We start from the raw sequence: 21302 nt of genomic DNA, 5'->3' as shown, positions 1-21302 counted from the left end.
CCTGATATTTACCGATGGTGAGTGTCGCCAGCCGGCCGCTGAAAATGGCGGACCTGAATCTGGAAACCATTACGTAAACCTACATAGAGGCTTTCCCCGGGAACGAGTCCCGCAGCGGTGGCCCAACGGGCCAGATCGTCCTGTTCAAAACCCAGCCAGAGATCACCGCAGGCCTCCTTGGCCCAATTCTGGTTGTGGCTGCATAAATCCGTAACCAGCAGGCTACCGCCGGGGTGCAGTAACCCGGCCATTTGCTTGAGGGCGTCGGCGGGGGCGGCGAAATGGTGCAAGACCATGTTCAGCACCACGCAATCGGCCCGCAGGCTGGTGTCATTCAAGGCGTCGGCCAACTGCAGGCGCACATTGCTCAGGGCTTCGCGTTCACAGAGTTGGCGCGCCAGTTCAAGCATTGCCGGGCTGTTGTCCAGCGCCGTCACCTGCCCGAAACGCCGTGCCAGGTCCGGCAGAAAGCCGCCATCGCCAGGGCCGACTTCCACGGCCGTTGCCTCAGTACTGAAGCTCAGCTTGTCCAACAGCGCCAGTACGCTTTCGCGGTATTGGGGCAAGCCGGCGATCAGGTCCTGCTGGGCGCGAAACTTGTCGGCAACCCGGGAGAAAAAGTCTTGGCTGGCGGCGGCGCGTTGCCCGTGGACCTGGCCGATGCGCGACTGTACGTCGCTCGGCAGGCCGAGGTTATCCACTTCCTCAAGCAAGGCGGCGTGCAGTTTGCCGCCGAGCTGTTCGGTATGGGGCAGGGCGCGGCGGTAAAAAATCGCATTACCTTCGCGGCGCGTGGCGACCAGGTCGGCCTGGGCCAGCACCTTCAAGTGGTGGCTCATGCCGGATTGGCCGATGGCGAAGATCTGCGCCAGTTCCAGCACCCCGAACGAATCGTTGGCCAGTGCGCGCAATACGTTCAGGCGCAACGGATCACCTGCAGCCTTGCAAAGGGCTGCCAGTTCATCGCCGTCGTCAGGACGCAGGGAGGGCACGGGTACGTTCATAAGGCCAGCAGTCTAGTGACGGGTGTAAATCCCTGCAAGGTCAATATCAAAAAGTTTTGATATTGATCGATAAGTGGCGGTTATAAGCTGCCGCTATAACCTTTAGACGAACCAGTTAAAGGTTTCTGCAACCTATTGCCGTCCAAACCACAGGAAAAACACCCTCAAGTGACTATCTGTCATTGCCCGCAGGCGGTGGCTGAGGGAAAATGCCGGTCCTTTTTTCCGTTTCTTTATAAGTAAACTCCAGGAGATCAGCGATGCCCAGCCGTCGTGAGCGTGCCAACGCCATTCGTGCCCTCAGCATGGATGCCGTGCAAAAAGCCAACAGCGGCCATCCCGGTGCCCCGATGGGCATGGCGGATATCGCCGAGGTACTTTGGCGTGACTACCTGAAACACAACCCGAGCAACCCGTCGTTCGCCGACCGTGACCGCTTCGTGCTGTCCAACGGCCACGGCTCGATGCTGATCTACTCGCTGCTGCACCTGACCGGCTACGACGTCACCATCGACGACCTCAAGAGCTTCCGCCAGCTGCACAGCCGCACCCCGGGCCACCCGGAATTCGGCTACACCCCAGGCGTGGAGACCACTACCGGTCCCCTGGGTCAGGGCCTGGCCAACGCTGTCGGCTTCGCGCTGGCTGAAAAAGTTCTGGGCGCGCAATTCAACCGCCCTGGCCACGACATCGTCGACCACCACACCTATGTGTTCCTGGGTGATGGCTGCATGATGGAAGGCATCTCCCACGAAGTCGCCTCCCTGGCCGGCACTCTCGGCCTGGGCAAGCTGATTGCCTTCTACGACGACAACGGCATTTCCATCGACGGCGAAGTCGAAGGCTGGTTCACCGACGACACCCCCAAGCGTTTCGAAGCCTACAACTGGCAGGTGATCCGCAACGTCGACGGCCACGATCCGGAAGAAATCAAGATCGCCATCGACACCGCTCGCAAGAGCGCGCAGCCAACCCTGATCTGCTGCAAGACCACCATCGGTTTCGGCTCGCCGAACAAGCAAGGTAAAGAAGACTGCCACGGCGCCCCACTGGGTGACGCGGAAATCGCCCTGACCCGTGAAGCGCTGAAGTGGAACCACGGCCCGTTTGAAATCCCGGCCGACATCTATGCCGAATGGGACGCCAAGGAAAAAGGCCTGGCCACCGAAGCCGAATGGGACCAGCGTTTCGCTGCCTACTCCGCCGAATTCCCGGAACTGGCCAACGAGCTGGTACGCCGTCTGGCCGGTGACCTGCCTGCCGACTTCTCGGCAAAAGCCTCGGCCTACATCGCCGAAGTCGCGGCCAAGGGCGAGACCATCGCCAGCCGTAAAGCCAGCCAGAACACCCTGAACGCCTTTGGCCCGCTGCTGCCTGAGATCCTCGGCGGTTCGGCCGACCTGGCCGGTTCCAACCTGACCCTGTGGAAAGGCTGCAAAGGTGTCTCGGCAGAAGATGCCAGCGGCAACTACATGTACTACGGCGTGCGCGAGTTCGGCATGAGCGCCATCATGAACGGCGTGTCCCTGCACGGCGGCCTGGTGCCATACGGCGCGACGTTCCTGATGTTCATGGAATACGCCCGTAACGCCGTGCGCATGGCCGCACTGATGAAGAAGCGTGTGATCCATGTGTACACCCACGACTCCATCGGCCTGGGTGAAGACGGCCCGACGCACCAGCCGGTCGAGCAACTGACCAGCCTGCGTACCACGCCGAACCTGGACTGCTGGCGCCCAGCCGACGCGGTCGAATCCGCCGTGGCCTGGAAGCACGCCATCGAGCGCAAGGACGGCCCTTCGGCGCTGATCTTCTCGCGTCAGAACCTGCAACACCAGGTGCGTACCGACGCGCAGATCGCCGACATCAGCCGTGGTGGTTATGTGCTCAAGGACTGCATCGGCGAGCCGGAGCTGATCCTGATCTCCACCGGTTCCGAAGTGGGCCTGACCGTTCAGGCCTACGACAAGCTGACCGCCCAGGGCCGCAACGTTCGCGTTGTATCCATGCCATGCACCAGCGTGTTCGAAGCCCAGGACGCCGGCTACAAGCAATCGGTGTTGCCGCTGCAGGTCAGCGCGCGTATCGCCATCGAAGCGGCTCACGCTGACTACTGGTACAAGTACGTGGGCCTGGAAGGCCGCGTGATCGGCATGACCACCTATGGTGAGTCGGCGCCGGCACCAGCGTTGTTCGAAGAGTTCGGTTTCACCCTGGAAAACATCCTGGGTCAGGCTGAAGAGTTGCTGGAAGACTAAGTCAGTCTGCGTTGTCTGCACTGGCGCTATCGCGGGCAAGCCCGCTCCCACATTTGGATCGCGGTCTAATGTGGGAGTGGGCTTGCCCGCGATGGCGTCAGAACATTCAACACCGAACTAACCTTGATCGAGAACCCCATGCCCCAACCGCGTCCCTACAAAGTTGCACTCAACGGCTACGGCCGCATTGGTCGTTGCGTCTTGCGTGCTCTGTTCGAGCGAGGGGCGGCAGCCGGGTTTGAAATTGTTGCAATCAACGATCTGGCCGACATGGCCAGCATCGAATACCTGACACGCTTTGACTCCACCCACGGCCGCTTTCCCGGCGAAGTGCGAGTCGACGGCGATTGTCTGCATATCAATGGCAACTGCGTACAAGTGTTGCGCAGTGCCACCCCCGAAGGCATCGACTGGAAAGCACTGGGCGTCGACCTGGTGCTGGAATGCTCCGGTGTCTATCACACCCGTGCCGATGGCCAGCGTTTTCTCGATGCCGGTGCGCCGCGTGTGCTGTTTTCCCAACCGATGGCCAGCGAGGCGGATGTCGACGCCACCATTGTCTATGGCATCAACCAGGATTGCCTGACCGGTGATGAGCTGCTGGTGTCCAACGCTTCGTGTACCACCAACTGCAGCGTGCCATTGTTGCGCCTGCTGGATCAGGCGATCGGCCTGGATTATGTGTCGATCACCACGATTCACTCGGCGATGAACGACCAGCCGGTGATCGACGCCTATCACCACGAAGACCTGCGCCGCACGCGTTCGGCGTTCCAGTCAGTGATTCCGGTGTCCACAGGCTTAGCTCGCGGCATCGAGCGACTGTTGCCGGAACTTGCCGGGCGAATCCAGGCCAAAGCCGTACGGGTGCCGACGGTAAACGTGTCTTGCCTGGATATCACCATGCAAACCGTCAGCGACACCGATGCGACGGAGGTCAACCGGATACTGCGTGACGCCGCCACCAGCGGCCCGCTCAAAGGCCTGCTGGCCTACACCGAGTTGCCCCACGCCAGTTGCGATTTCAACCATGACCCGCATTCGGCGATTGTCGATGCCAGCCAGACTCGCGTTTCCGGCCCCAGGCTGGTGAACATCCTGGCCTGGTTCGACAACGAATGGGGTTTTGCCAACCGAATGCTGGATGTTGCGGAACATTATCTGCACATCGCCTCTAAACAACCTCAACAGTAATTCAGGAACTGCGACCCATGACCGTGTTGAAGATGACCGACCTCGATCTGCAAGGTAAACGCGTACTGATCCGCGAAGACCTCAACGTCCCAGTCAAGGACGGTGTTGTCACCAGCGATGCGCGAATCCTGGCCTCGCTGCCGACCATCAAGCTGGCCCTGGAAAAAGGCGCGGCCGTGATGGTTTGCTCCCACTTGGGTCGCCCGACCGAAGGTGAGTTCTCTGCCGAAAACAGCCTCAAGCCTGTCGCCGAGTACCTGAGCAAGGCCCTGGGCCGTGACGTGCCACTGGTCGCAGACTACCTGGGCGGCGTGGACGTGAAAGCCGGTGACATCGTGCTGTTCGAAAACGTGCGCTTCAACAAGGGCGAGAAAAAGAACAGCGACGAACTGGCCCAGCAATATGCCGCCTTGTGCGATGTGTTCGTGATGGACGCTTTCGGCACTGCTCACCGCGCTGAAGGTTCGACCCACGGTGTGGCCAAGTTCGCCAAGGTTGCCGCTGCCGGCCCACTGCTGGCTGCTGAGCTGGATGCGTTGGGCAAGGCCCTGGGCGCTCCGGCCCAGCCAATGGCGGCCATCGTTGCCGGTTCCAAGGTTTCCACCAAGCTGGACGTGCTCAACAGTCTCAGCCAGATCTGTAACCAGTTGATCGTCGGCGGCGGCATCGCCAACACCTTCCTAGCCGCAGCCGGCCACCCGGTGGGCAAATCCCTGTATGAGCCGGACCTGCTGGACACCGCCCGCGCCATCGCCGCCAAAGTCAGCGTGCCATTGCCGGTGGACGTGGTCGTTGCCAAAGAGTTCGCTGAAAGCGCCGAAGCCACCGTCAAGCTCATCGCTGACGTGGCCGCTGACGACATGATCCTGGATATCGGCCCGCAAACCGCGGCCAATTTCGCTGAACTGCTCAAGGCATCCCAGACTATCCTGTGGAATGGCCCGGTAGGCGTGTTCGAGTTCGACCAGTTCGGCAACGGCACCAAAGTGCTGGCCAAAGCTATTGCTGAAAGCTCGGCCTTCTCCATCGCCGGCGGCGGTGACACCTTGGCGGCCATCGATAAATATGGCGTTGCTGATCAGATCTCCTACATTTCTACCGGTGGCGGCGCCTTCCTCGAATTCGTCGAGGGCAAGGTTTTGCCAGCCGTGGAAGTGCTGGAAACCCGAGCCAAGGGCTAAGGCTCGCGTGATCAGGAAAAGGAGTGTTCCCATGATCAAGTCGTTGGCACTGGTGATCGCAGCGGGCTTGTTGGCCGGCTGCAGCGGCACACCCAGCGCGGCGCCGGAGGCGGACAACGCCAAGGCTCCGTTGAACAAAAGCTGTTACCAGGCTGACTGGCAAGCCGAGACCATGCCGGTGATCAACAAGCGCATCGGCAACGAACGGCTGGAGAAATACGACTCCGCGCCCAACGGTCAGGAACAGGGTTGCCCTTGACGGGTCTGATCCACTAACCAACAGCAACGGCGGCCCCAGGTCGCCCTGCGAGGATTGGCAATGAAAGGCGTTTTCGCCCTGGCAGCCCTGGCCCTGTTGGCCGGTTGCAGCAGCATGAACATGTTCAGCAAGGCCGCAGAGCCTGCCGACAAGTGGACCACCTGGACCTGCGATAGCAAGGCCGAGCTCAACTGGCGCTTCGCCAACCAGGCCCGTTCCGAAGTGGATGTACGCCTCGGCGGATCGGACCAGGTTTACCGTCTCAAACAAGAGGTAGCCGCCTCGGGCGTGCTGTACAGCGACGGCCAATTGGCGTTTCACACCAAAGGTGAGGAAGGCCTGGTGTACTGGGTTGCCACCGATGATTTGATTGGGCGCGGCTGCAAAGCCAACTGAACCCAACAGCAATAACGATTCAGCAGCTCAAGCTTAACCCCTTGATCTGCAATAACTTGAATAGCAGCCGCCGCTACGGCAGGCTTGCACGATTAACGACCCTCGACCGGGAGAGACAACACAATGGCACTTATCAGCATGCGTCAAATGCTGGACCACGCAGCCGAGTTCGGCTACGGCGTCCCAGCCTTTAACGTCAACAACCTTGAGCAGATGCGCGCCATCATGGAAGCCGCTGACAAGACCGACTCCCCTGTGATCGTCCAGGCTTCGGCCGGTGCGCGCAAATACGCCGGTGCCCCGTTCCTGCGTCACCTGATCCTTGCGGCCATCGAAGAATTCCCACATATCCCGGTGTGCATGCACCAAGACCACGGCACCAGCCCTGACGTGTGCCAGCGCTCCATCCAGCTGGGCTTCAGCTCGGTGATGATGGATGGCTCCCTCGGCGAAGACGGCAAGACCCCAACCGACTACGAGTACAACGTACGCGTCACCCAACAAACTGTGGCCATGGCTCATGCCTGCGGCGTGTCGGTCGAAGGCGAGCTGGGCTGCCTGGGTTCGCTTGAAACCGGCATGGCCGGCGAAGAAGACGGCATCGGCGCCGAAGGCGTGCTGGATCACAGCCAGATGCTGACCGACCCGGAAGAAGCGGCCGACTTCGTCAAGAAGACCCAGGTCGATGCCTTGGCCATCGCCATCGGCACCAGCCACGGCGCCTACAAGTTCACCAAGCCACCTACCGGCGACGTGCTGGCCATCGACCGCATCAAGGAAATCCACAAGCGCATCCCCAACACCCACCTGGTGATGCACGGTTCTTCCTCGGTACCGCAAGAATGGCTGGCGATCATCAACCAGTACGGCGGCGACATCAAAGAAACCTACGGCGTACCGGTTGAAGAAATCGTCGAAGGCATCAAGTACGGCGTGCGCAAGGTCAACATCGACACCGACCTGCGCCTGGCCTCTACTGGCGCAATGCGTCGCCTGATGGCCACCAACCCGAGCGAATTCGACCCACGTAAATTCTTCGGTGCCACCGTGACCGCAATGCGCGACGTGTGTATTGCTCGCTACGAAGCGTTTGGTACTGCGGGTAATGCTTCGAAGATCAAGCCGATCTCGTTGGAAGCGATGTACCAGCGGTATTTGAAGGGTGAGTTGAACGCTAAGGTGAACTGAGTCCACAAGGCTGGTGCGTATTAAAAACCCGTCTCGAGACGGGTTTTTTGTGTGTGAGCGAGCGTGTCCCGCCACCCTTGGGCATTATCTGTCATGATTGAACTACCACTGTTCCAATATCAGGGCGCTACTGCGGTAATCAATAAGATTATGGACTGTAGAACCGTGCCATTAGGTTTTGTAACGACGTAATAGAACTGCAGATCACCAGCGCCTGTCGTGACCCTGCCGTTATGGTAGAAGTCGAATTCAAACACATACGGGGCTAAATATGCACGATGCCCGGAGAACGTTCCTACTTTTCCCGTCGTTGTGTTTTTTACGTGCAAAACTACGTTGTCGTTGTTGACGTCAAATACAGTGCTCTGTGGCACATAGATACCATAGCCGTCTATCGCACGAAAAGCATCAGGAATAGTGGTCGACTTCCTCGTGATGTTGTTGGGATTGTTAAAGTCAATGCCGATGGGCGATATATTGTTCAAGACGGTTCTGCTCGAGTTATAAAGCAACAAGTCAACCGGTGGCATAAAGATAGGTGGCATGATTTTGGTTCACTATGAGTGCTGGAGAAGGTTAAACACGTCTGACACCTAAGTAATTCGTACCCCATGTGCTATTTGTAAAATGAATGGTATGACTGCCCTCAAGTAAGCTGTAGTAAGGGTCCGCTGCATTCAGTTCTATGTTCAGCCCGCTTACCCGAGTTCCGCTCGATTGGGTCGACTGCATTCTGATTACTGTGCCCTGTGCAGATCCGGGATTCGGGGTGTTAAATGTGCCAGAGAGGGAGATAAAATCTCCGTAGTAGTTGCAGTTTCCTGCAAAGACTCCGGTAGTGGGCGACGTATATATGATGTTTCCAACGGTAATGTAAATCGATAGATCGCCGTAACCACCGGTGTATTGGCCAGATGTAAAGACTGCAGTCATTTTATATGCTCCAGATAATGATGTTGCTTATTGAATGCTCTGTGTAAGCGCTTTGCTCAAGTCGTCCCAGTTGCCATAAGCGGGCTGTTGTTGAATGCTGGCAGCGGTACGGGCACCCCTAAAATTTATATGGGCAATCGCGCCTGGCTCCATGTTGACGTCGGTAACAGTTCTGTTGGGCTCATCAAATAATTGAAAAGAACTGGTCGTTATTAAGGATATGATACTGTCTGCGGGAATGGAGGCGACCTCTCCGTTAATGCTCATTATATGGCTATTGGTGTTCGAATCGAATCCAAGAAATGTACCCGTAATTACACCTAGGGTGGTGTTGAGTGTAAACGTTAAGTCTTCGAAGCCTGTATAAACATCCATGCGAATACTCTCTGTAATAGTAAGATGTGGAAGTCCTTTTATTTAGACACAAGGCCCAGACCTACCGTGTAGGTGATAAGGCTGGACCTTGATACTTCGCTTAACTGTTACTGGATGGGATCTGTGTAGGCTCCTGCACTGGCGGGATTACTACGTTTGTTGGAGTCGTTTGCAACGTCGAGGGAATATCGGCGGTTCGAATGAGGCGAACATTATTTTGGGAAAGCGTAAGAAGTTGTTGAGTTGAAATTTCTTTGATGCTAAAGGTCTCCTTTGAAATTCCCGCTACTTTTCCAATGATGATTTTTTTATCAATGGTCTCGAAAACTGCGAGGTCATTTTCCTTGAGTGGCAGACCTTGCGGGTTGCTGGCGTTATCCATGGTCGTATTCTCCAATTTTGCTATTTTATTTCATGTGTGTTGATGAAGGGCGCTGATGTATTCAGTATAGACACGTCTATTAGTTTCTAATGACCGCTACGCTACCACTCGGCACGATAGTAGTCTGGCTAGGATAAATGGTTGTTGTAGGAATGCCGGTGTAGGTTTGATAGTGAGGGTTGTTGAAGTAAAAGCCTGCCCACAGTGCCCAGAACTTTTCTTCATCGGTGCATTTTATACAGGTGGGTGGCTGTGGAAGAGTGACCATTGAACTCCGCTGGTTGTAGATCTGGACGACGCTTCCTGCTTGAGCATAGACGGTGTTATAGGTGTTGTAAGTGGTGTAGTCTTGAATGTAAGAGCCAGGTTGGGCAACGACAAATGTTCGAGCGCCCACCTTCGGTCCTTCCGTTGGCGCTTGTGGTTGCGAATTTAAAAGCGCCGAATTGACCCATGCCTTGATACTTTGCTCTTCAAAAGTAACGAACTCACCTGTTGGGGTTGCCACCGTGTAGGTTTTTGCGACGCCATCATAATGATCAATTGTACCGGCAAAGGTTCCGTGATCGGTTACGGCGCACACCTTATCACCGGCAGTGTACCGTTTAAGTTCGATAGTGGCGTTTAGAGTTTCCATGTTTGCACTTCCTTAGTGCGATGAGTGAGGCCTTATCGTCTAATAATCGGGAAGGAGCGGCTACTGTCAACATTAACAGGTGTCTAGAACGATTCGGAATTAAGCTGCGATTTATTACAAGGCCGAATCGCTTGTGACTCTTATACGGCATGTTTATTCAAAATGTCAGTTGTGGGCATGAGCCTATAGGGGAAAACCCGCAAAAGTGCGGGCTTTTGTTGCAGGGCTTGATCAAGCAGCGGCAGGATCATCGAACACCACGGTGTTCAATGACCCGAAACACATCACTTACATCCTGCACCAGAATGCGTGTTGTTCAGGTCGCGTTCGGCGAAGTCCGGCATGGAGCACGCCATCAGGTTGAGGTGCTCAAGCGCCGCGTTGAGGCGTTCGCGCAGACAGGCGTGAAGGTCAAGCAGTGGTGCGTCGCTGTCGATCAGGAGCACGGGGTAGTCGGTGGCGGTTTCGGTGCGGTGAAGCGGCGGGGTGGTAGTTGTTGGGTCATGGTGAATCCTTAACTCGAAAGAAGATTGACCACCGTTTGCTGCGAAACAAATTAGGTGGCAGCTGTACGCGGGTTCGCAGACCGAGGAGCTAAGACCCGGCAGACCCGAAGGTCTCCCACGCACAGCCGCCATAACAAAGACTGCCGTCGGCAAGATACCGGGACTGTTTTGACGGGTGCGGTTTTAACTCTGTAGGGCTGCGAAACCCTATCGCTGATCAACGCCGGCGACGGGGCGAGCTATAAGCGGCGAGTTGGCTTGTCGCAATGGTGCTGTAGGACGGACACCAAGCCCTCAGGCCACACAGGCCAAATGTGGGAGGGGGCTTGCCCCCGATTGCGGTGGGTCAGTCACAGCTATTGGAGCTGGCACACCGCTATCGGGAGCAAGCCCCCTCCCACAGGGGATTTAATCGTCTGGATTTATCGGGGAATGATCCGTGGGCTTATCGGACGTTGCCTACTCGAAATAGGCTAATCCATTTACTCGTGATCAATATCCAACTTCGCAAACGTCACCCTTGCCCCCTCCTTGCTGTCCCCACTGTTGTCCTGCACATACACCCCCGCCTTGAAGTACAACGGCTTGTCGCCCCAGGCAGCGCCAATGCGTTCATTCCACTCGCTGTCGGCGGCGTACACGCTGAGCAGCCCGGCTTTGTTGAGATTGATAACGTAGGTGAAGCTCTTCTCCAGCGGCACGTCGGAGGCGACGATGATGACCTGGCTCTCGGCCTCGTCCGGGCGCATGCGCACCTTGGCGACGATGTTGCCGGTCTGGGTTTTTTCCTTGAACTGGTACTCCAGCTTGATCAGTGGTTTCTGGCTGTCATAGGCGTGGATCTGGCCGATGACGACTTTGCCGGAGGTGGGTACCTGGTTGACCGTGAGGGTGGCGCGCAGGAAGTTGTCGGCCTCGGGGTAGGTCCAGTTGCGCAGGCGCCCGTCGGCGTAGGTTTCGCGCAGTTCGCTGCGTGGGTAAATGGCGTTTTCGGTGCGGGTGCCGGTCACGGGGGTCCAGAACTGCACATCGCTGCCTTCGGCCTGGAAGTATTGATCGTTGAAGCCACTCAGCAGCCTTGGGGTGTCGATGGTCGTGGGCGGGGAGCCGACCGGAATGCTCAGGTTCCAGGTGGAGAGGTCGATCATGGTGTTGGCCTTTTACAGAGGGTGAAAACGTTGGCCCAGAGGCCTTACCGGTTCTTTATAGGCGGTGCTGGTGAAATTGTTAAACAATCGCTGGCAATTAATTGGCGTCAGAGGAATGCCAAAAAGCCATGTTGCCCATGAGCCGCGGGCTGTAGGGCCTTACCGTTAGTCGGCTTCCTGGCTTTTGTTTCAATGAGGGCATCCACGTCACTTCTGCTTTTTTGGAACCGAGGCTAGAGTGAGCCCTCAGTATTTATCCGGGTTTGGTAACAGAACTGACCGGTGCAGCTCCCCAAGGAAGAGACGTAGCATGGATTGCGCTCCACACCCAGGCGATGCCAGTTCGGTCCTTTTGGTGGTCGATGACTACCCGGAAAACCTCGTCAGCATGCGTGCGCTATTGCAGTGTGAAGACTGGCGGGTAATGACCGCCGCTTCCGGCCTGGAAGCCTTGGAATTGCTGCTGGCCCACGACGTCGACCTGGTGTTGCTGGACGTGCGCATGCCCGGTATGGATGGCTTCGAGGTGGCACGTCTAATGCGTGGCAGCCAACGCACGCGCATGACGCCGATTATCTTCCTGACAGCCACTGCCCATTCACCCGATGCGGTACTTGAAGGGTATGCCAGCGGTGCGATCGACTACCTGTTCAAGCCGTTTGACCCACTTATCCTCAAGCCCAAGGTGCAGGCGTTGCTGGATCACCAGCGTAATCGCCGCGCTTTGCAGCGCCTGAGCCATGACCTGGAACTGGCCCGCGCCTTTAATGCCTCGGTGCTGGATAACGCCGCCGAGGGCATTCTGGTGGTGGGCGAAACCAGTGTGATCGAGTACGCCAACCCGGCCATTTCGCGGCTGCTCAATGCCACGATGGCCGAGTTGCAGGGGGAGAGTTTCCTCAGTTTTCTGCAAAAACCTCATGTGCCCACTTGGCTGGGCTTCCCGATGTACGAGGCGTATCGCAAGGGCCAGACGTGGCGCCAGCACGATGCCATTTTGCGTACTGGTCGCGGGCAGCAGGTGCCGGTGGCGTTATCCTGCGCGCCCTTGCCTGCCGAGCAGCAGGCGATGGTGGTGACAGTGCTGGACATGTCTGAAGTGCGCCACCTGCACCAGCAGCTGGAGTTCCAGGCCGTGACCGACCCGTTGACCGGGCTGCTGAACCGGCGGGGTTTTCATCAGGCGGTGGAGAATACGTTGCTGCGCGGCGAACGCAGTGAGCAGGCGCTGGTATTGCTGTACCTGGACCTTGATGGCTTCAAGCGAGTCAACGATACGTTGGGCCACGACGCCGGTGATCGCGTGCTGCGTTGGGTTTCTGAACAAATGCAGGCATGTCTGCGTTCCTACGACATTCTCGGACGCATTGGCGGGGACGAGTTCACCGCCTTGCTGGAGCTTGAGTTCCCCGAACAGGCTGCGAAGATCGCGGAAAAGCTGATCGAGCGAGTGTCTGTGTGCCAGCAGGTCGACGGTCTGGATGTGATGCTCGGCGTCAGTATTGGCATTGCGACGTTTCCGGATTGCGGCTCGGACCTGAGCGGTCTGTTACGGGCAGCAGATATCGCTATGTACGAAGCCAAGCGCGCCGGACGTCAGCAGTATCGTTACTACGACCAGGAAATGAACGGCCGCGCCCGTTCGCGGCTGATGCTCGAAGACAGCGTACGCACAGCCATTGCGAACAAGGATTTCACCTTGGTGTACCAACCCCAGATGTGCCTGGATGATGGGCGTCTGCGCGGTGTCGAAGCACTGTTGCGCTGGCAGCATCCGAGTGTCGGCGATGTGCCACCAGGTTTGTTTTTGCCGCTGTTGGAAGAGGCGCGCTTGATCAGCCAGTTGAGCACCTGGATCTACCAGCAAGTCGCTGCTCAGCGCCAGGCCTGGCAAGCTACCTTCGACCCTGAGCTGGTGCTGAGCGTGAGCCTGAGCAGTAGCCAGTTCAATATGCCCAACCTGGCCAACCAACTGCAGCAGGTACTGGAGCGACATGGGCTGCGTGGGCGGCAGTTGGAGGTGGAAATCGGTGAAGACTGCCTGATGAATAATCTTGAGGAGTCGACCAAACAGTTGCAGTTACTGCGCCGCATTGGCGTGCGTATAGCCCTGGATGACTTTGGTGCTGGCCACTGCTCCCTGGCCCATTTGCGCGATCTTGCGTTCGACACCCTCAAGCTTGACCCGCAGTTGGTGGCGCGCCTGCCAGGCTCGTCGCGGGATGCCGCAATGGCACGCAGCATCATCCAGTTGTGTGGGCATTTTAATGTGTTGGTGATCGCTGAAGGCGTAGAGACCCTTGAGCAAACAGAATGGCTCAAGGCCAATGGCTGCACGTATATCCAGGGGCCGTGGGCGGCGTTGCCGTTAATGGCCGAGGACGTTGCAGGCTGGTCGTACCCTCGCGGGCGTTGAATTCGCTACACTGGCGCCCGTCCCATTTGCGTTGCACACCCCCATGACTGCGTTGAAATACCTCCAGGCCTATCCCGCTGCGCTTCAGGAGCAAGTGCGTCAACTGATCGCCAAGGACCAGTTGGGTGCCTATCTGGAGCAGCGTTACCCCGAACGCCACGCCGTGCAGAGCGACAAGGCGCTGTACGCCTACGCGCTGGCCCTGAAGCAGGAACACTTGCGCAACGCACCGTCCATCGACAAGGTGCTGTTCGATAACCGGCTGGACCTGACTCATCGCGCCTTGGGTTTGCACACCACGATTTCGCGGGTACAGGGCGGTAATCTCAAGTCCAAGAAAGAGATTCGCATCGCTTCGCTGTTCAAGGAGGCCGCCCCGCAGTTTCTACGCATGATCGTGGTGCATGAACTGGCGCACTTCAAGGAATCGGACCACAACAAGGCGTTCTACAAACTCTGCCAATACATGATGCCGGACTACCATCAGGTGGAATTCGACCTGCGGGTGTACCTCACCTGGCGCGATTTGCAGGGCAAGCCCTAACCACAAGGCGACAGACCATGGATGTGAGCAAGACCAAAAGCAGCTTCTATCGCCGCCTGTATGTGGCGTATTTGATCGACAGCCAGTTGGCCAGCAGCGTCCCGGCGCTGACCGAGGCCACTGGCATGCCACGGCGCACGGCCCAGGACACGATTGCGGCGTTGGCTGACTTGGATATCGTGTGCGAGTTTGAGCAGGAAGAGGGGGCGCGTAATCACGCTGGGCATTATCGGATTCGTGATTGGGGTGCGATTGACCGGGGGTGGATCGCGGCCAATCTTGCGATGATCAAGCAGGTGTTGGGTTACCCCTGACACAGGTTGTGGCTGGACTTGCCCCCGATGAGGCCATCAAGCCCGCCGCATACCAATATGTGGAATATCGTCTTCCAGGTATTCCTCGCCCGCCACTACGAACCCATAGCGCCCGTAATACCCCTGCAAATGCGCCTGGGCTGAGAGAAAAATCGGCATTTCTGGCCAGATACTCTCAATGCGCTTGAGCGCTTCCTCCATCATTTGATGCCCCAGCCCGGTGCCCCGTGCCACCTTTGCTACGATGACGCGGCCGATCACTACGTCGTCGCCCTGGGACTCAGGGTCCAGTAACCGCAGGTAGGCCACCAGCTCATCATCTTGCCAGGCCATCAAGTGGTGGGTATCGCCCGCCAGATCCTGGTCGTCGATGTCCTGGTAAACGCATTGTTGCTCGACGACGAAGACCTCGTTGCGCAGGCGCAGGATGGCGTACAGCTGTTCCTTGCCCAAGTCGTCGTGATGTTTGCAGACCCAATCAACCGTCATGATGTGTGCTCGTATAAAGACGTGCCAAGAATAGTAAGCGCGGCGGGCGCTGGTGTCTAAAATGGTAATTTTGTGAATGGCATCAATTTGCCATCATTCGGCGCGGGCGCCGCGGGCTTCTTTGTGTAATCTGCAGTGCACGCTCATTGATGAGCTACTGTTATCAGGCCACTGCCTGCCTGCCAAGGACTTTGAGCATGCCGCGATTGACTCGTGCCGTTGCTTTGATCGCCGTGTTGTTACTGGCCCAACCGGTGTTGGCACAACGCCTGCGCCTGGTGGCGGATAGCTGGCCGCCGTTTACCGATGCCACCCTGATCAATGGCGGCCTGGCCACGGATATCGTCAGCACGGCCCTGGCCCGTGCGGGGTATGCCAGTGATTTTGACCAGGTGCCTTGGGCTCGCGCCTTGAAAGGGGTGGGGGACGGACGCTACGACGTGCTGATCAACGCCTGGTACGACGAGGCCCGTACGCAGTTGGGGCAATTTTCCGGCGAGTATTTGCTTAACCGTGTGCGCTTTCTCAAGCGTAGCGATGATCCCATTGCTTATCGCAACCTGACAGAACTGCACGACGAGACGATCGCCGTGGTGCGCGGCTACGCCTACTCGGCAGCGTTTGACCAAGACACACTGTTGCAGAAAGTGCCGGTGCACAACTTTGCCATGGCCGTGCGCATGTTGGCGGCCCGGCGCGTGCGGTTGACGCTGGAGGATGAATACGTAGCGCGTTACTACCTGGCGCGGGAATCGCCGCGGGTGCGCAATGCCGTGGCGTTTGTGGGCGAGCCCTTGAGCCAGAACAGCTTGCATATCCTGGTCAGCCTGAAGAACCCCGAACACGCGCAGATTGTTGCCGGTTTTGATCGGGAGATTGCGCGGATGAAGGCGGATGGCAGTTATGCGCGGTTGATGAAGGCGCATGGGATGTAGCGGCCTAAGCCGCGCTGGTGTCTTTGATCAAGTGCGCGGCCAACGTGCGCAACGGCCCCAACTGCCGACAGATCAACGCCAACTGCGTTTGCACCAGCCGCTGCGCCTCATCGATCTCATCCGGCATTTGCTCCAACTCTGCCGCCAACCCTTCCTCGGCATCACTCTGGATCGCAATCGGCTGTTTGTTGGCCAGGCCGCTGGCGATCTCATCAATGCTTGCCGCCAGGCTGTTGCCTGCGCCTTCGATCAAATGCTCACGCACGTCGGCCGGTAGCTGGGTTTCGCGGTGCGCACCCAAACCCGACAAATAGCTGAGCAAGGTGTGTGACAGCACCAGAAAGCGAAAGCCTACGTCGGCCTCCTTACGAAAGTGCCCAGGCTCCATCAGCATATTCGCCAGCGTAGTGGATAGCGCGGCATCGGCGTTATGCGCGTTGCGCCGGGCCAGGCGGTAGGCCAGGTCGTCGCTCTTGCCGGCGGCGTATTGCTGCATGATCTGGCGCAGGTAGATGCTGTTGCAGGTCAGGGTATTGGCCAGCACTTTGTTCAGGCGCCGGCCTTGCCAGTCCGGCAGGAACAGGAATACCGCCAGCCCCGCGATCAGGCTGCCAAGCAGGGTATCGAACAGGCGAGGCAGAAACAGCCCGTAGCCATCGCCCACCTGGTTGAAGCAGAACAGCACCATCAGGGTGATCGCTGCAGTCGCCAGGGTGTAGCGCGTGGTGCGGTTGATAAAGAACACCAGGCCCGCAGCGATGGCGAACATCGATTGCACGACCGGGTTGGGGAACAAATCGAACAGCGCCCAGGCCACGGTCAGGCCGATGGCGGTGCCGATGATCCGCTGGCCGAGTTTGCGGCGGGTGGCGCCGTAGCTCGGCTGGCAGACGAACAGGGTGGTGAGGATGATCCAGTAACCTTGGGACGCGTGGATGGCGTGCAGGGTGCCATAGCCGATGGTCAATGCCAGTGACAGGCGCAAGGCGTGCCGAAACAGCAATGACGTCGGCGTGAGTTGGGTGCGCAGGCGCGTCCACATTTCCTTGAAGTTACGCGGGGCGCGGTCCAACAGGTTGCTGTCGGTAGCGTCGGCCAGGGCATCGGGGTTGCTGGCGTCGCCCAGCAGGCGGTCAAGGGTGGACAGGTTGGCGGCCAGGGCGCGCAACGAGCGCAACAGGCCACGCCAGGCGGGGTTGCTCTGGATGCGCAGGTGCTCCAGGGAGGCGTTCAGGTCGCCCAGGGCCTCGGCGAAGCTGTCGTCATAGATGAACGGTTGGCGCAGTTGGATCGATTCGGCCAGGGTCTGGCAGGCTTTGCCTTGCTGGCGCAGCAGGCGCTGGCAGCGAAACAGCACATCGCTGTGGAAAAAGGCATCGGTCAGGGCGTTGTACGGGTAGTGAGACGAACTGGCGCGTTCGTGGATGTCCTGGGCCAGGAAATACAGCTTCAGGTAGCGGCTGACCTTCGAGCCCGGTCGGCCATTGCCGACACGGTGCAGAATGATTTCCTTGGCCGCATTCAGCGCGGCGACCACCCGGCCATTTTGCTGGGCCAGTTCCAGGCGCCGGGCTTCCACATCCAGTTGGCGGATCGGCTCGAACAAGGATGACTTGAGCTTGAGATAGCGCCCCAGCTCACGGAACAACCGCGCCAGGCTCTGCTGCACCGGCTGGTTGGAAAACAGCGCCTGCCACAGCACCGACAGCACGCCGTACCAGGCGGCGCCGGCCACCAGCAGCAGCGGCTCATGCCAGAAGTCGGTGACGGCGCCGCCGCGCTGGTCCACGCCGATCATGGTGTAGACCGACAGAATCAAGGTGGCCGAGGCAATCGCGCCATAGCGTTCGCCCAGCGCACCGAGCATGGTCAGGGAGAAACTGGCCAGGGCCAGGGCGATGGCAAAGATCCAGGGGTAGGGGAACAGCAATTCCACCGACAGCGCGGCGATGCTGAAACACACCAGTGTCACCGCCAGGGCGTTGAGGCGGCCCTGCCAACTGTCATCAGTCTCGGCCAGGGCACTGGCGATAATCCCCAGGAACAGCGGGATCAACAGCGTCATTTCATCCTGGTACCAACACAGCGCCATGCTGCCGGTGAGGGCGATGAACACCCGTACGCTGTAGCTGAATTTATCCAGCGCCCACAGGCGCCGCATGGACTGCTTGAACGAGGTCGATGACATGAAGTCTGGAGTCTTCCGGGACGTTGTCGCTAAATTGAGCTATCAAGGACGCCACGGCAAGTGTGCTGATCACATCCAACAGCAAATTTTTCAAGATCACTACAAAACCAATGTGGGAGGGGGCTTGCTCCCACATGTTTACTGCGTTGTGTCAGGCGTATTGCGCGGCTGCGTAGCCCGACGCCCAGGCCCACTGAAAGTTGAACCCGCCCAAGTGACCGGTCACATCCAGCACTTCGCCGATGAAGTACAGGCCAGGGCTTTTCAGTGATTCCATGGTCTTGGACGACACTTCCCGCGTGTCCACTCCACCTAAGGTTACCTCGGCAGTGCGATAGCCCTCGGTGCCGGCCGGTACGAGTTGCCAGCTCCCAAGCTTTTGCGCGATATCGGCAATTTCAGCATGGGTGTACTGCTTCATCGGTTTGGATTCGAACCAGCTTTGGGCCAGCAGGTTGGCCATCTTCTTGGTGAAAATCTCCCCCAGCAGGGTCTTTAGCTCGCTGTTGGGATGCTCGGCCTGTTGCTGTTGCAGCCAGTCATGGGCGTCATGATCGGGCAACAGGTTGATTTCCACCGTGTCGCCGGATTCCCAGTAAGACGAGATCTGCAAAATCGCCGGCCCGCTCAGGCCGCGATGGGTGAACAGCATGTTCTCGCGAAAGCTCTGGCCGTTGCAGCTCACCAGGCAATCCACTGAAGTGCCGGATAACTCACTGCACAATGGCTTGAGCTGGTCGGTGATGGTAAACGGCACCAGCCCGGCGCGGGTTGGCAGCAGTTCGTGGCCAAATTGCTTGGCCACTTGATAGCCAAAACCGGTGGCGCCCAATGTGGGGATCGACAAGCCACCGGTGGCAATCACCAGCGACTCGCAGTGCAACTCGCCGAGCGTGGTCTGCAATTGGTAGCCGCTATCGAGCCTGGCGATTTCCTCGATGGAGGTGTCCAGGTGCAGGCTCACGCCGGTCTGGATGCACTCATCGAGCAACATGCCGAGGATGTCGCTGGACTTGTTATCGCAGAACAGCTGGCCGAGTTTTTTCTCGTGGTACGGCACACCGTGCTTGGCCACCAGCCCAATGAAATCCCACTGGGTGTAGCGCGCCAGGGCCGACTTGCAGAAGTGCGCGTTATGCGAGAGGAAGTTGGCAGGCTCGGTGTACATATTGGTGAAGTTGCAGCGGCCGCCACCGGACATCAGGATCTTCTTGCCGGCCTTGTTGGCGTGGTCGATCAGCATCACTTTGCGCCCACGCCCGGCGGCGGTCAGTGCGCACATCAAGCCTGCGGCGCCGGCGCCAATGATCACAACTTCGGTCGAGCGCAAAACGGTGTCCTCATACAAATTCTGAATTGAAATACAGTCAAATGTGGGAGGGGGCTTGCTCCCGATGGCGGTGGTTCAGTCACATCTATATTGACTGAGACTTCGCTATCGGGAGCAAGCCCCCTCCCACATTTGAATCTCCATTGGTGTGCGAGATATTTACAGGATCCGCACACGCAACGAACGGCCTTTGATCTTGCCGTCATTCAAGCGCTGCAACGCCTGCTTGGCGATCCCGCGTTCCACGGCCACGAATGCCTGGAAGTCAAAGATCGCAATCTTGCCGACCTGGGCGCCCGGAATGCCGGCTTCACCGGTCAATGCACCCAGAATGTCGCCTGGGCGGACTTTGTCTTTACGCCCGGCGGCGATGCACAGGGTGCTCATCTGCGGCAGCAGCGGGCCACCGCTTTGCGGCTTGAGGTTGTCCAGTTGGTCCCAGTTCAGCGGCGACTTCTGCAGTTGCTCGATGGCCTGGGCGCGGTGCGCTTCGGACGGCGCCACCAGGCTGATGGCGATACCGGTCTCGCCAGCACGACCGGTACGGCCAACGCGGTGGATGTGGATTTCCGAGTCGCGGGCCAGTTCGACGTTGATCACCATGTCCAGCGAGTCGATGTCCAGGCCACGGGCAGCCACGTCGGTAGCCACCAGCACCGAGGTGCTGCGGTTGGCGAACATCGCCAGTACCTGGTCACGGTCGCGTTGTTCCAGGTCGCCGTGCAGGCCGACGGCGGAAATGCCTTTGGCTGTCAGGTGGTCGACAGTTTCCTGCACTTGCTGCTTGGTGAAGCAGAACGCCACGCAGGAGGCTGGGCGGAAATGCGCCAGCACCTTGGTCACCGCGTCCATGCGTTCTTCTGGCGAGATCTCGAAGAAACGCTGTTCGATCTGGTCATCGGAGTGGAACGCCTCGGCCTTCACCTGCTGCGGCGCACGCATGAACTTGGACGCCAGCTGCTTGATGCTCACCGGGTAGGTGGCCGAGAACAGCAGGGTCTGGCGGCGTGGTGGGGTCTTGCTGATGATGTCTTCGATGGCGTCGTAGAAGCCCATGTCGAGCATACGGTCAGCTTCGTCGAGGATCAGGGTGTTCAGGCCGTCCAGTACCAGCGAGCCTTTGCGCAGGTGCTGCTGGATACGGCCCGGGGTGCCGACGATGACGTGAGCGCCATGCTCCAGGGAGGCGATCTGCGGGCCGAGGGACACGCCGCCGCACAGGGTCAGCACCTTGATGTTGTCTTCGGCACGGGCCAGGCGACGGATTTCCTTGGCGACCTGGTCGGCCAGTTCACGGGTGGGGCACATCACCAGCGCCTGGCAACCGAAGTAACGTGGGTTGATCGGGTTCAACAGGCCGATGCCGAAGGCGGCGGTCTTGCCGCTGCCGGTCTTGGCCTGGGCAATCAGGTCCAGCCCCTTGAGGATCACCGGCAAGCTTTGCGCCTGGATCTGCGTCATCTCGACGTAACCCAGCGAGTCGAGGTTAGCCAGCATGGCGGCGGACAGGGGCAAAGTATTAAAAGCGGTGGCGATGGTAGTCACGGGACTGGCTCTGCAAAACAAAATGTCGCGCAGTGTACCAGCCCTGTGGGATTTTCCCCGCAAGTTCTCGACGAGAAGCC

Annotated in this window: 20 protein-coding genes and 1 pseudogene; 10 read left to right on the top strand and 11 right to left on the bottom strand. The window is 58.5% G+C overall.

Annotated features, from left to right (window positions below; translation table 11 throughout):
• Positions 1–8: 8 nt before the first annotated feature.
• A complete protein-coding gene (locus tag LJX92_RS24915; protein ID WP_228309066.1) occupies positions 9–1004 on the bottom strand; it encodes an ArsR/SmtB family transcription factor in 996 nt (331 codons plus the stop codon).
• A gap of 260 nt (positions 1005–1264) precedes the next feature.
• Here LJX92_RS24915 and tkt point away from each other — a divergent pair, with 260 nt between their 5' ends.
• From tkt to fba, 6 genes are all read left to right on the top strand, one after another.
• Positions 1265–3262: a transketolase gene (gene tkt, locus LJX92_RS24910; RefSeq protein WP_005792201.1), complete on the top strand. Its 1998-nt coding sequence runs from the start codon at positions 1265–1267 to the stop codon at positions 3260–3262.
• 138 nt (positions 3263–3400) lie between these two features.
• A complete protein-coding gene (gene epd / locus LJX92_RS24905) occupies positions 3401–4456 on the top strand; it encodes an erythrose-4-phosphate dehydrogenase (RefSeq protein WP_032879002.1) in 1056 nt (351 codons plus the stop codon).
• A gap of 17 nt (positions 4457–4473) precedes the next feature.
• Positions 4474–5637: a phosphoglycerate kinase gene (locus LJX92_RS24900; protein ID WP_032879003.1), complete on the top strand. Its 1164-nt coding sequence runs from the start codon at positions 4474–4476 to the stop codon at positions 5635–5637.
• Between the two features lie 31 nt (positions 5638–5668).
• Positions 5669–5896: a hypothetical protein gene (locus tag LJX92_RS24895; RefSeq protein WP_005792197.1), complete on the top strand. Its 228-nt coding sequence runs from the start codon at positions 5669–5671 to the stop codon at positions 5894–5896.
• Positions 5897–5956: 60 nt separating this feature from the next.
• On the top strand, positions 5957–6292 hold the full coding sequence (locus LJX92_RS24890) for an MliC family protein (RefSeq protein ID WP_005792196.1): 336 nt from the start codon (positions 5957–5959) through the stop codon (positions 6290–6292).
• 123 nt (positions 6293–6415) lie between these two features.
• Positions 6416–7480: a class II fructose-bisphosphate aldolase gene (fba, locus tag LJX92_RS24885; RefSeq protein ID WP_003177554.1), complete on the top strand. Its 1065-nt coding sequence runs from the start codon at positions 6416–6418 to the stop codon at positions 7478–7480.
• A 119-nt stretch (positions 7481–7599) separates the two neighbouring features.
• Here the strand turns inward: fba and LJX92_RS24880 are convergent, their stop codons facing one another.
• The 6 genes and pseudogenes from LJX92_RS24880 to LJX92_RS24855 form a co-directional block, all read right to left on the bottom strand.
• The gene (locus LJX92_RS24880; protein ID WP_223017714.1) at positions 7600–8025 is read right to left on the bottom strand and encodes a hypothetical protein; all 426 of its coding nucleotides are present in this window, start codon (positions 8023–8025) and stop codon (positions 7600–7602) included.
• A gap of 415 nt (positions 8026–8440) precedes the next feature.
• On the bottom strand, positions 8441–8788 hold the full coding sequence (locus LJX92_RS24875) for a hypothetical protein (RefSeq protein WP_228309065.1): 348 nt from the start codon (positions 8786–8788) through the stop codon (positions 8441–8443).
• 100 nt (positions 8789–8888) lie between these two features.
• Positions 8889–9170, bottom strand: a complete 282-nt coding sequence (locus LJX92_RS24870; protein ID WP_223017713.1) for a hypothetical protein — start codon at positions 9168–9170, stop codon at positions 8889–8891.
• A 79-nt stretch (positions 9171–9249) separates the two neighbouring features.
• Complete coding sequence (locus tag LJX92_RS24865) at positions 9250–9807, bottom strand: hypothetical protein (RefSeq protein WP_223017712.1); 558 nt, start codon at positions 9805–9807, stop codon at positions 9250–9252.
• A gap of 231 nt (positions 9808–10038) precedes the next feature.
• Positions 10039–10312, bottom strand: a pseudogene (locus tag LJX92_RS24860) (fructose-bisphosphate aldolase).
• A gap of 483 nt (positions 10313–10795) precedes the next feature.
• Entirely contained in the window at positions 10796–11461 is a 666-nt protein-coding gene (locus LJX92_RS24855) for a polysaccharide lyase family 7 protein (RefSeq protein WP_223017711.1), read from the bottom strand.
• A gap of 310 nt (positions 11462–11771) precedes the next feature.
• Here LJX92_RS24855 and LJX92_RS24850 point away from each other — a divergent pair, with 310 nt between their 5' ends.
• From LJX92_RS24850 to LJX92_RS24840, 3 genes are read left to right on the top strand one after another with little or no spacing between them, the layout of a single operon-like run.
• Complete coding sequence (locus LJX92_RS24850) at positions 11772–13877, top strand: putative bifunctional diguanylate cyclase/phosphodiesterase (RefSeq protein ID WP_228309064.1); 2106 nt, start codon at positions 11772–11774, stop codon at positions 13875–13877.
• A gap of 43 nt (positions 13878–13920) precedes the next feature.
• Positions 13921–14421 carry a M48 family metallopeptidase gene (locus LJX92_RS24845; RefSeq protein ID WP_032879017.1) on the top strand — a complete coding sequence of 167 codons (501 nt, stop codon included), beginning with the start codon at positions 13921–13923 and terminating at the stop codon, positions 14419–14421.
• A gap of 17 nt (positions 14422–14438) precedes the next feature.
• On the top strand, positions 14439–14735 hold the full coding sequence (locus LJX92_RS24840) for a winged helix-turn-helix domain-containing protein (protein ID WP_005792184.1): 297 nt from the start codon (positions 14439–14441) through the stop codon (positions 14733–14735).
• A 36-nt stretch (positions 14736–14771) separates the two neighbouring features.
• Here LJX92_RS24840 and LJX92_RS24835 read toward each other — a convergent pair whose 3' ends face one another.
• Positions 14772–15224 (bottom strand): GNAT family N-acetyltransferase, encoded by a 453-nt coding sequence (locus tag LJX92_RS24835; RefSeq protein ID WP_148854084.1) that lies wholly within the window; start codon positions 15222–15224, stop codon positions 14772–14774.
• Between the two features lie 197 nt (positions 15225–15421).
• On the opposite strand from LJX92_RS24835, the gene LJX92_RS24830 reads away from it, so the two are divergent.
• Positions 15422–16159 carry a substrate-binding periplasmic protein gene (locus tag LJX92_RS24830; RefSeq protein ID WP_032879022.1) on the top strand — a complete coding sequence of 246 codons (738 nt, stop codon included), beginning with the start codon at positions 15422–15424 and terminating at the stop codon, positions 16157–16159.
• A gap of 4 nt (positions 16160–16163) precedes the next feature.
• On the opposite strand, the gene yccS is transcribed toward LJX92_RS24830, so the two are convergent.
• The 3 genes from yccS to dbpA all read right to left on the bottom strand — a co-directional run bounded on the left by yccS (position 16164) and on the right by dbpA (position 21174).
• Positions 16164–18347, bottom strand: coding sequence for a YccS family putative transporter (gene yccS / locus LJX92_RS24825; RefSeq protein WP_005792181.1), 2184 nt, complete (start codon positions 18345–18347; stop codon positions 16164–16166).
• Between the two features lie 151 nt (positions 18348–18498).
• Positions 18499–19677, bottom strand: coding sequence for an NAD(P)/FAD-dependent oxidoreductase (locus LJX92_RS24820; protein ID WP_032879024.1), 1179 nt, complete (start codon positions 19675–19677; stop codon positions 18499–18501).
• Between the two features lie 159 nt (positions 19678–19836).
• A complete protein-coding gene (gene dbpA / locus LJX92_RS24815; protein WP_235165500.1) occupies positions 19837–21174 on the bottom strand; it encodes an ATP-dependent RNA helicase DbpA in 1338 nt (445 codons plus the stop codon).
• Positions 21175–21302: the final 128 nt, after the last annotated feature.

This window comes from Pseudomonas sp. HN8-3 (assembly GCF_020790195.1).
Taxonomy (GTDB): Bacteria; Pseudomonadota; Gammaproteobacteria; order Pseudomonadales; family Pseudomonadaceae; genus Aquipseudomonas; species Aquipseudomonas synxantha_A.
Note: the sequence above shows the minus strand (reverse complement) of the source record. Positions and strands in the feature narration are given on the sequence as shown.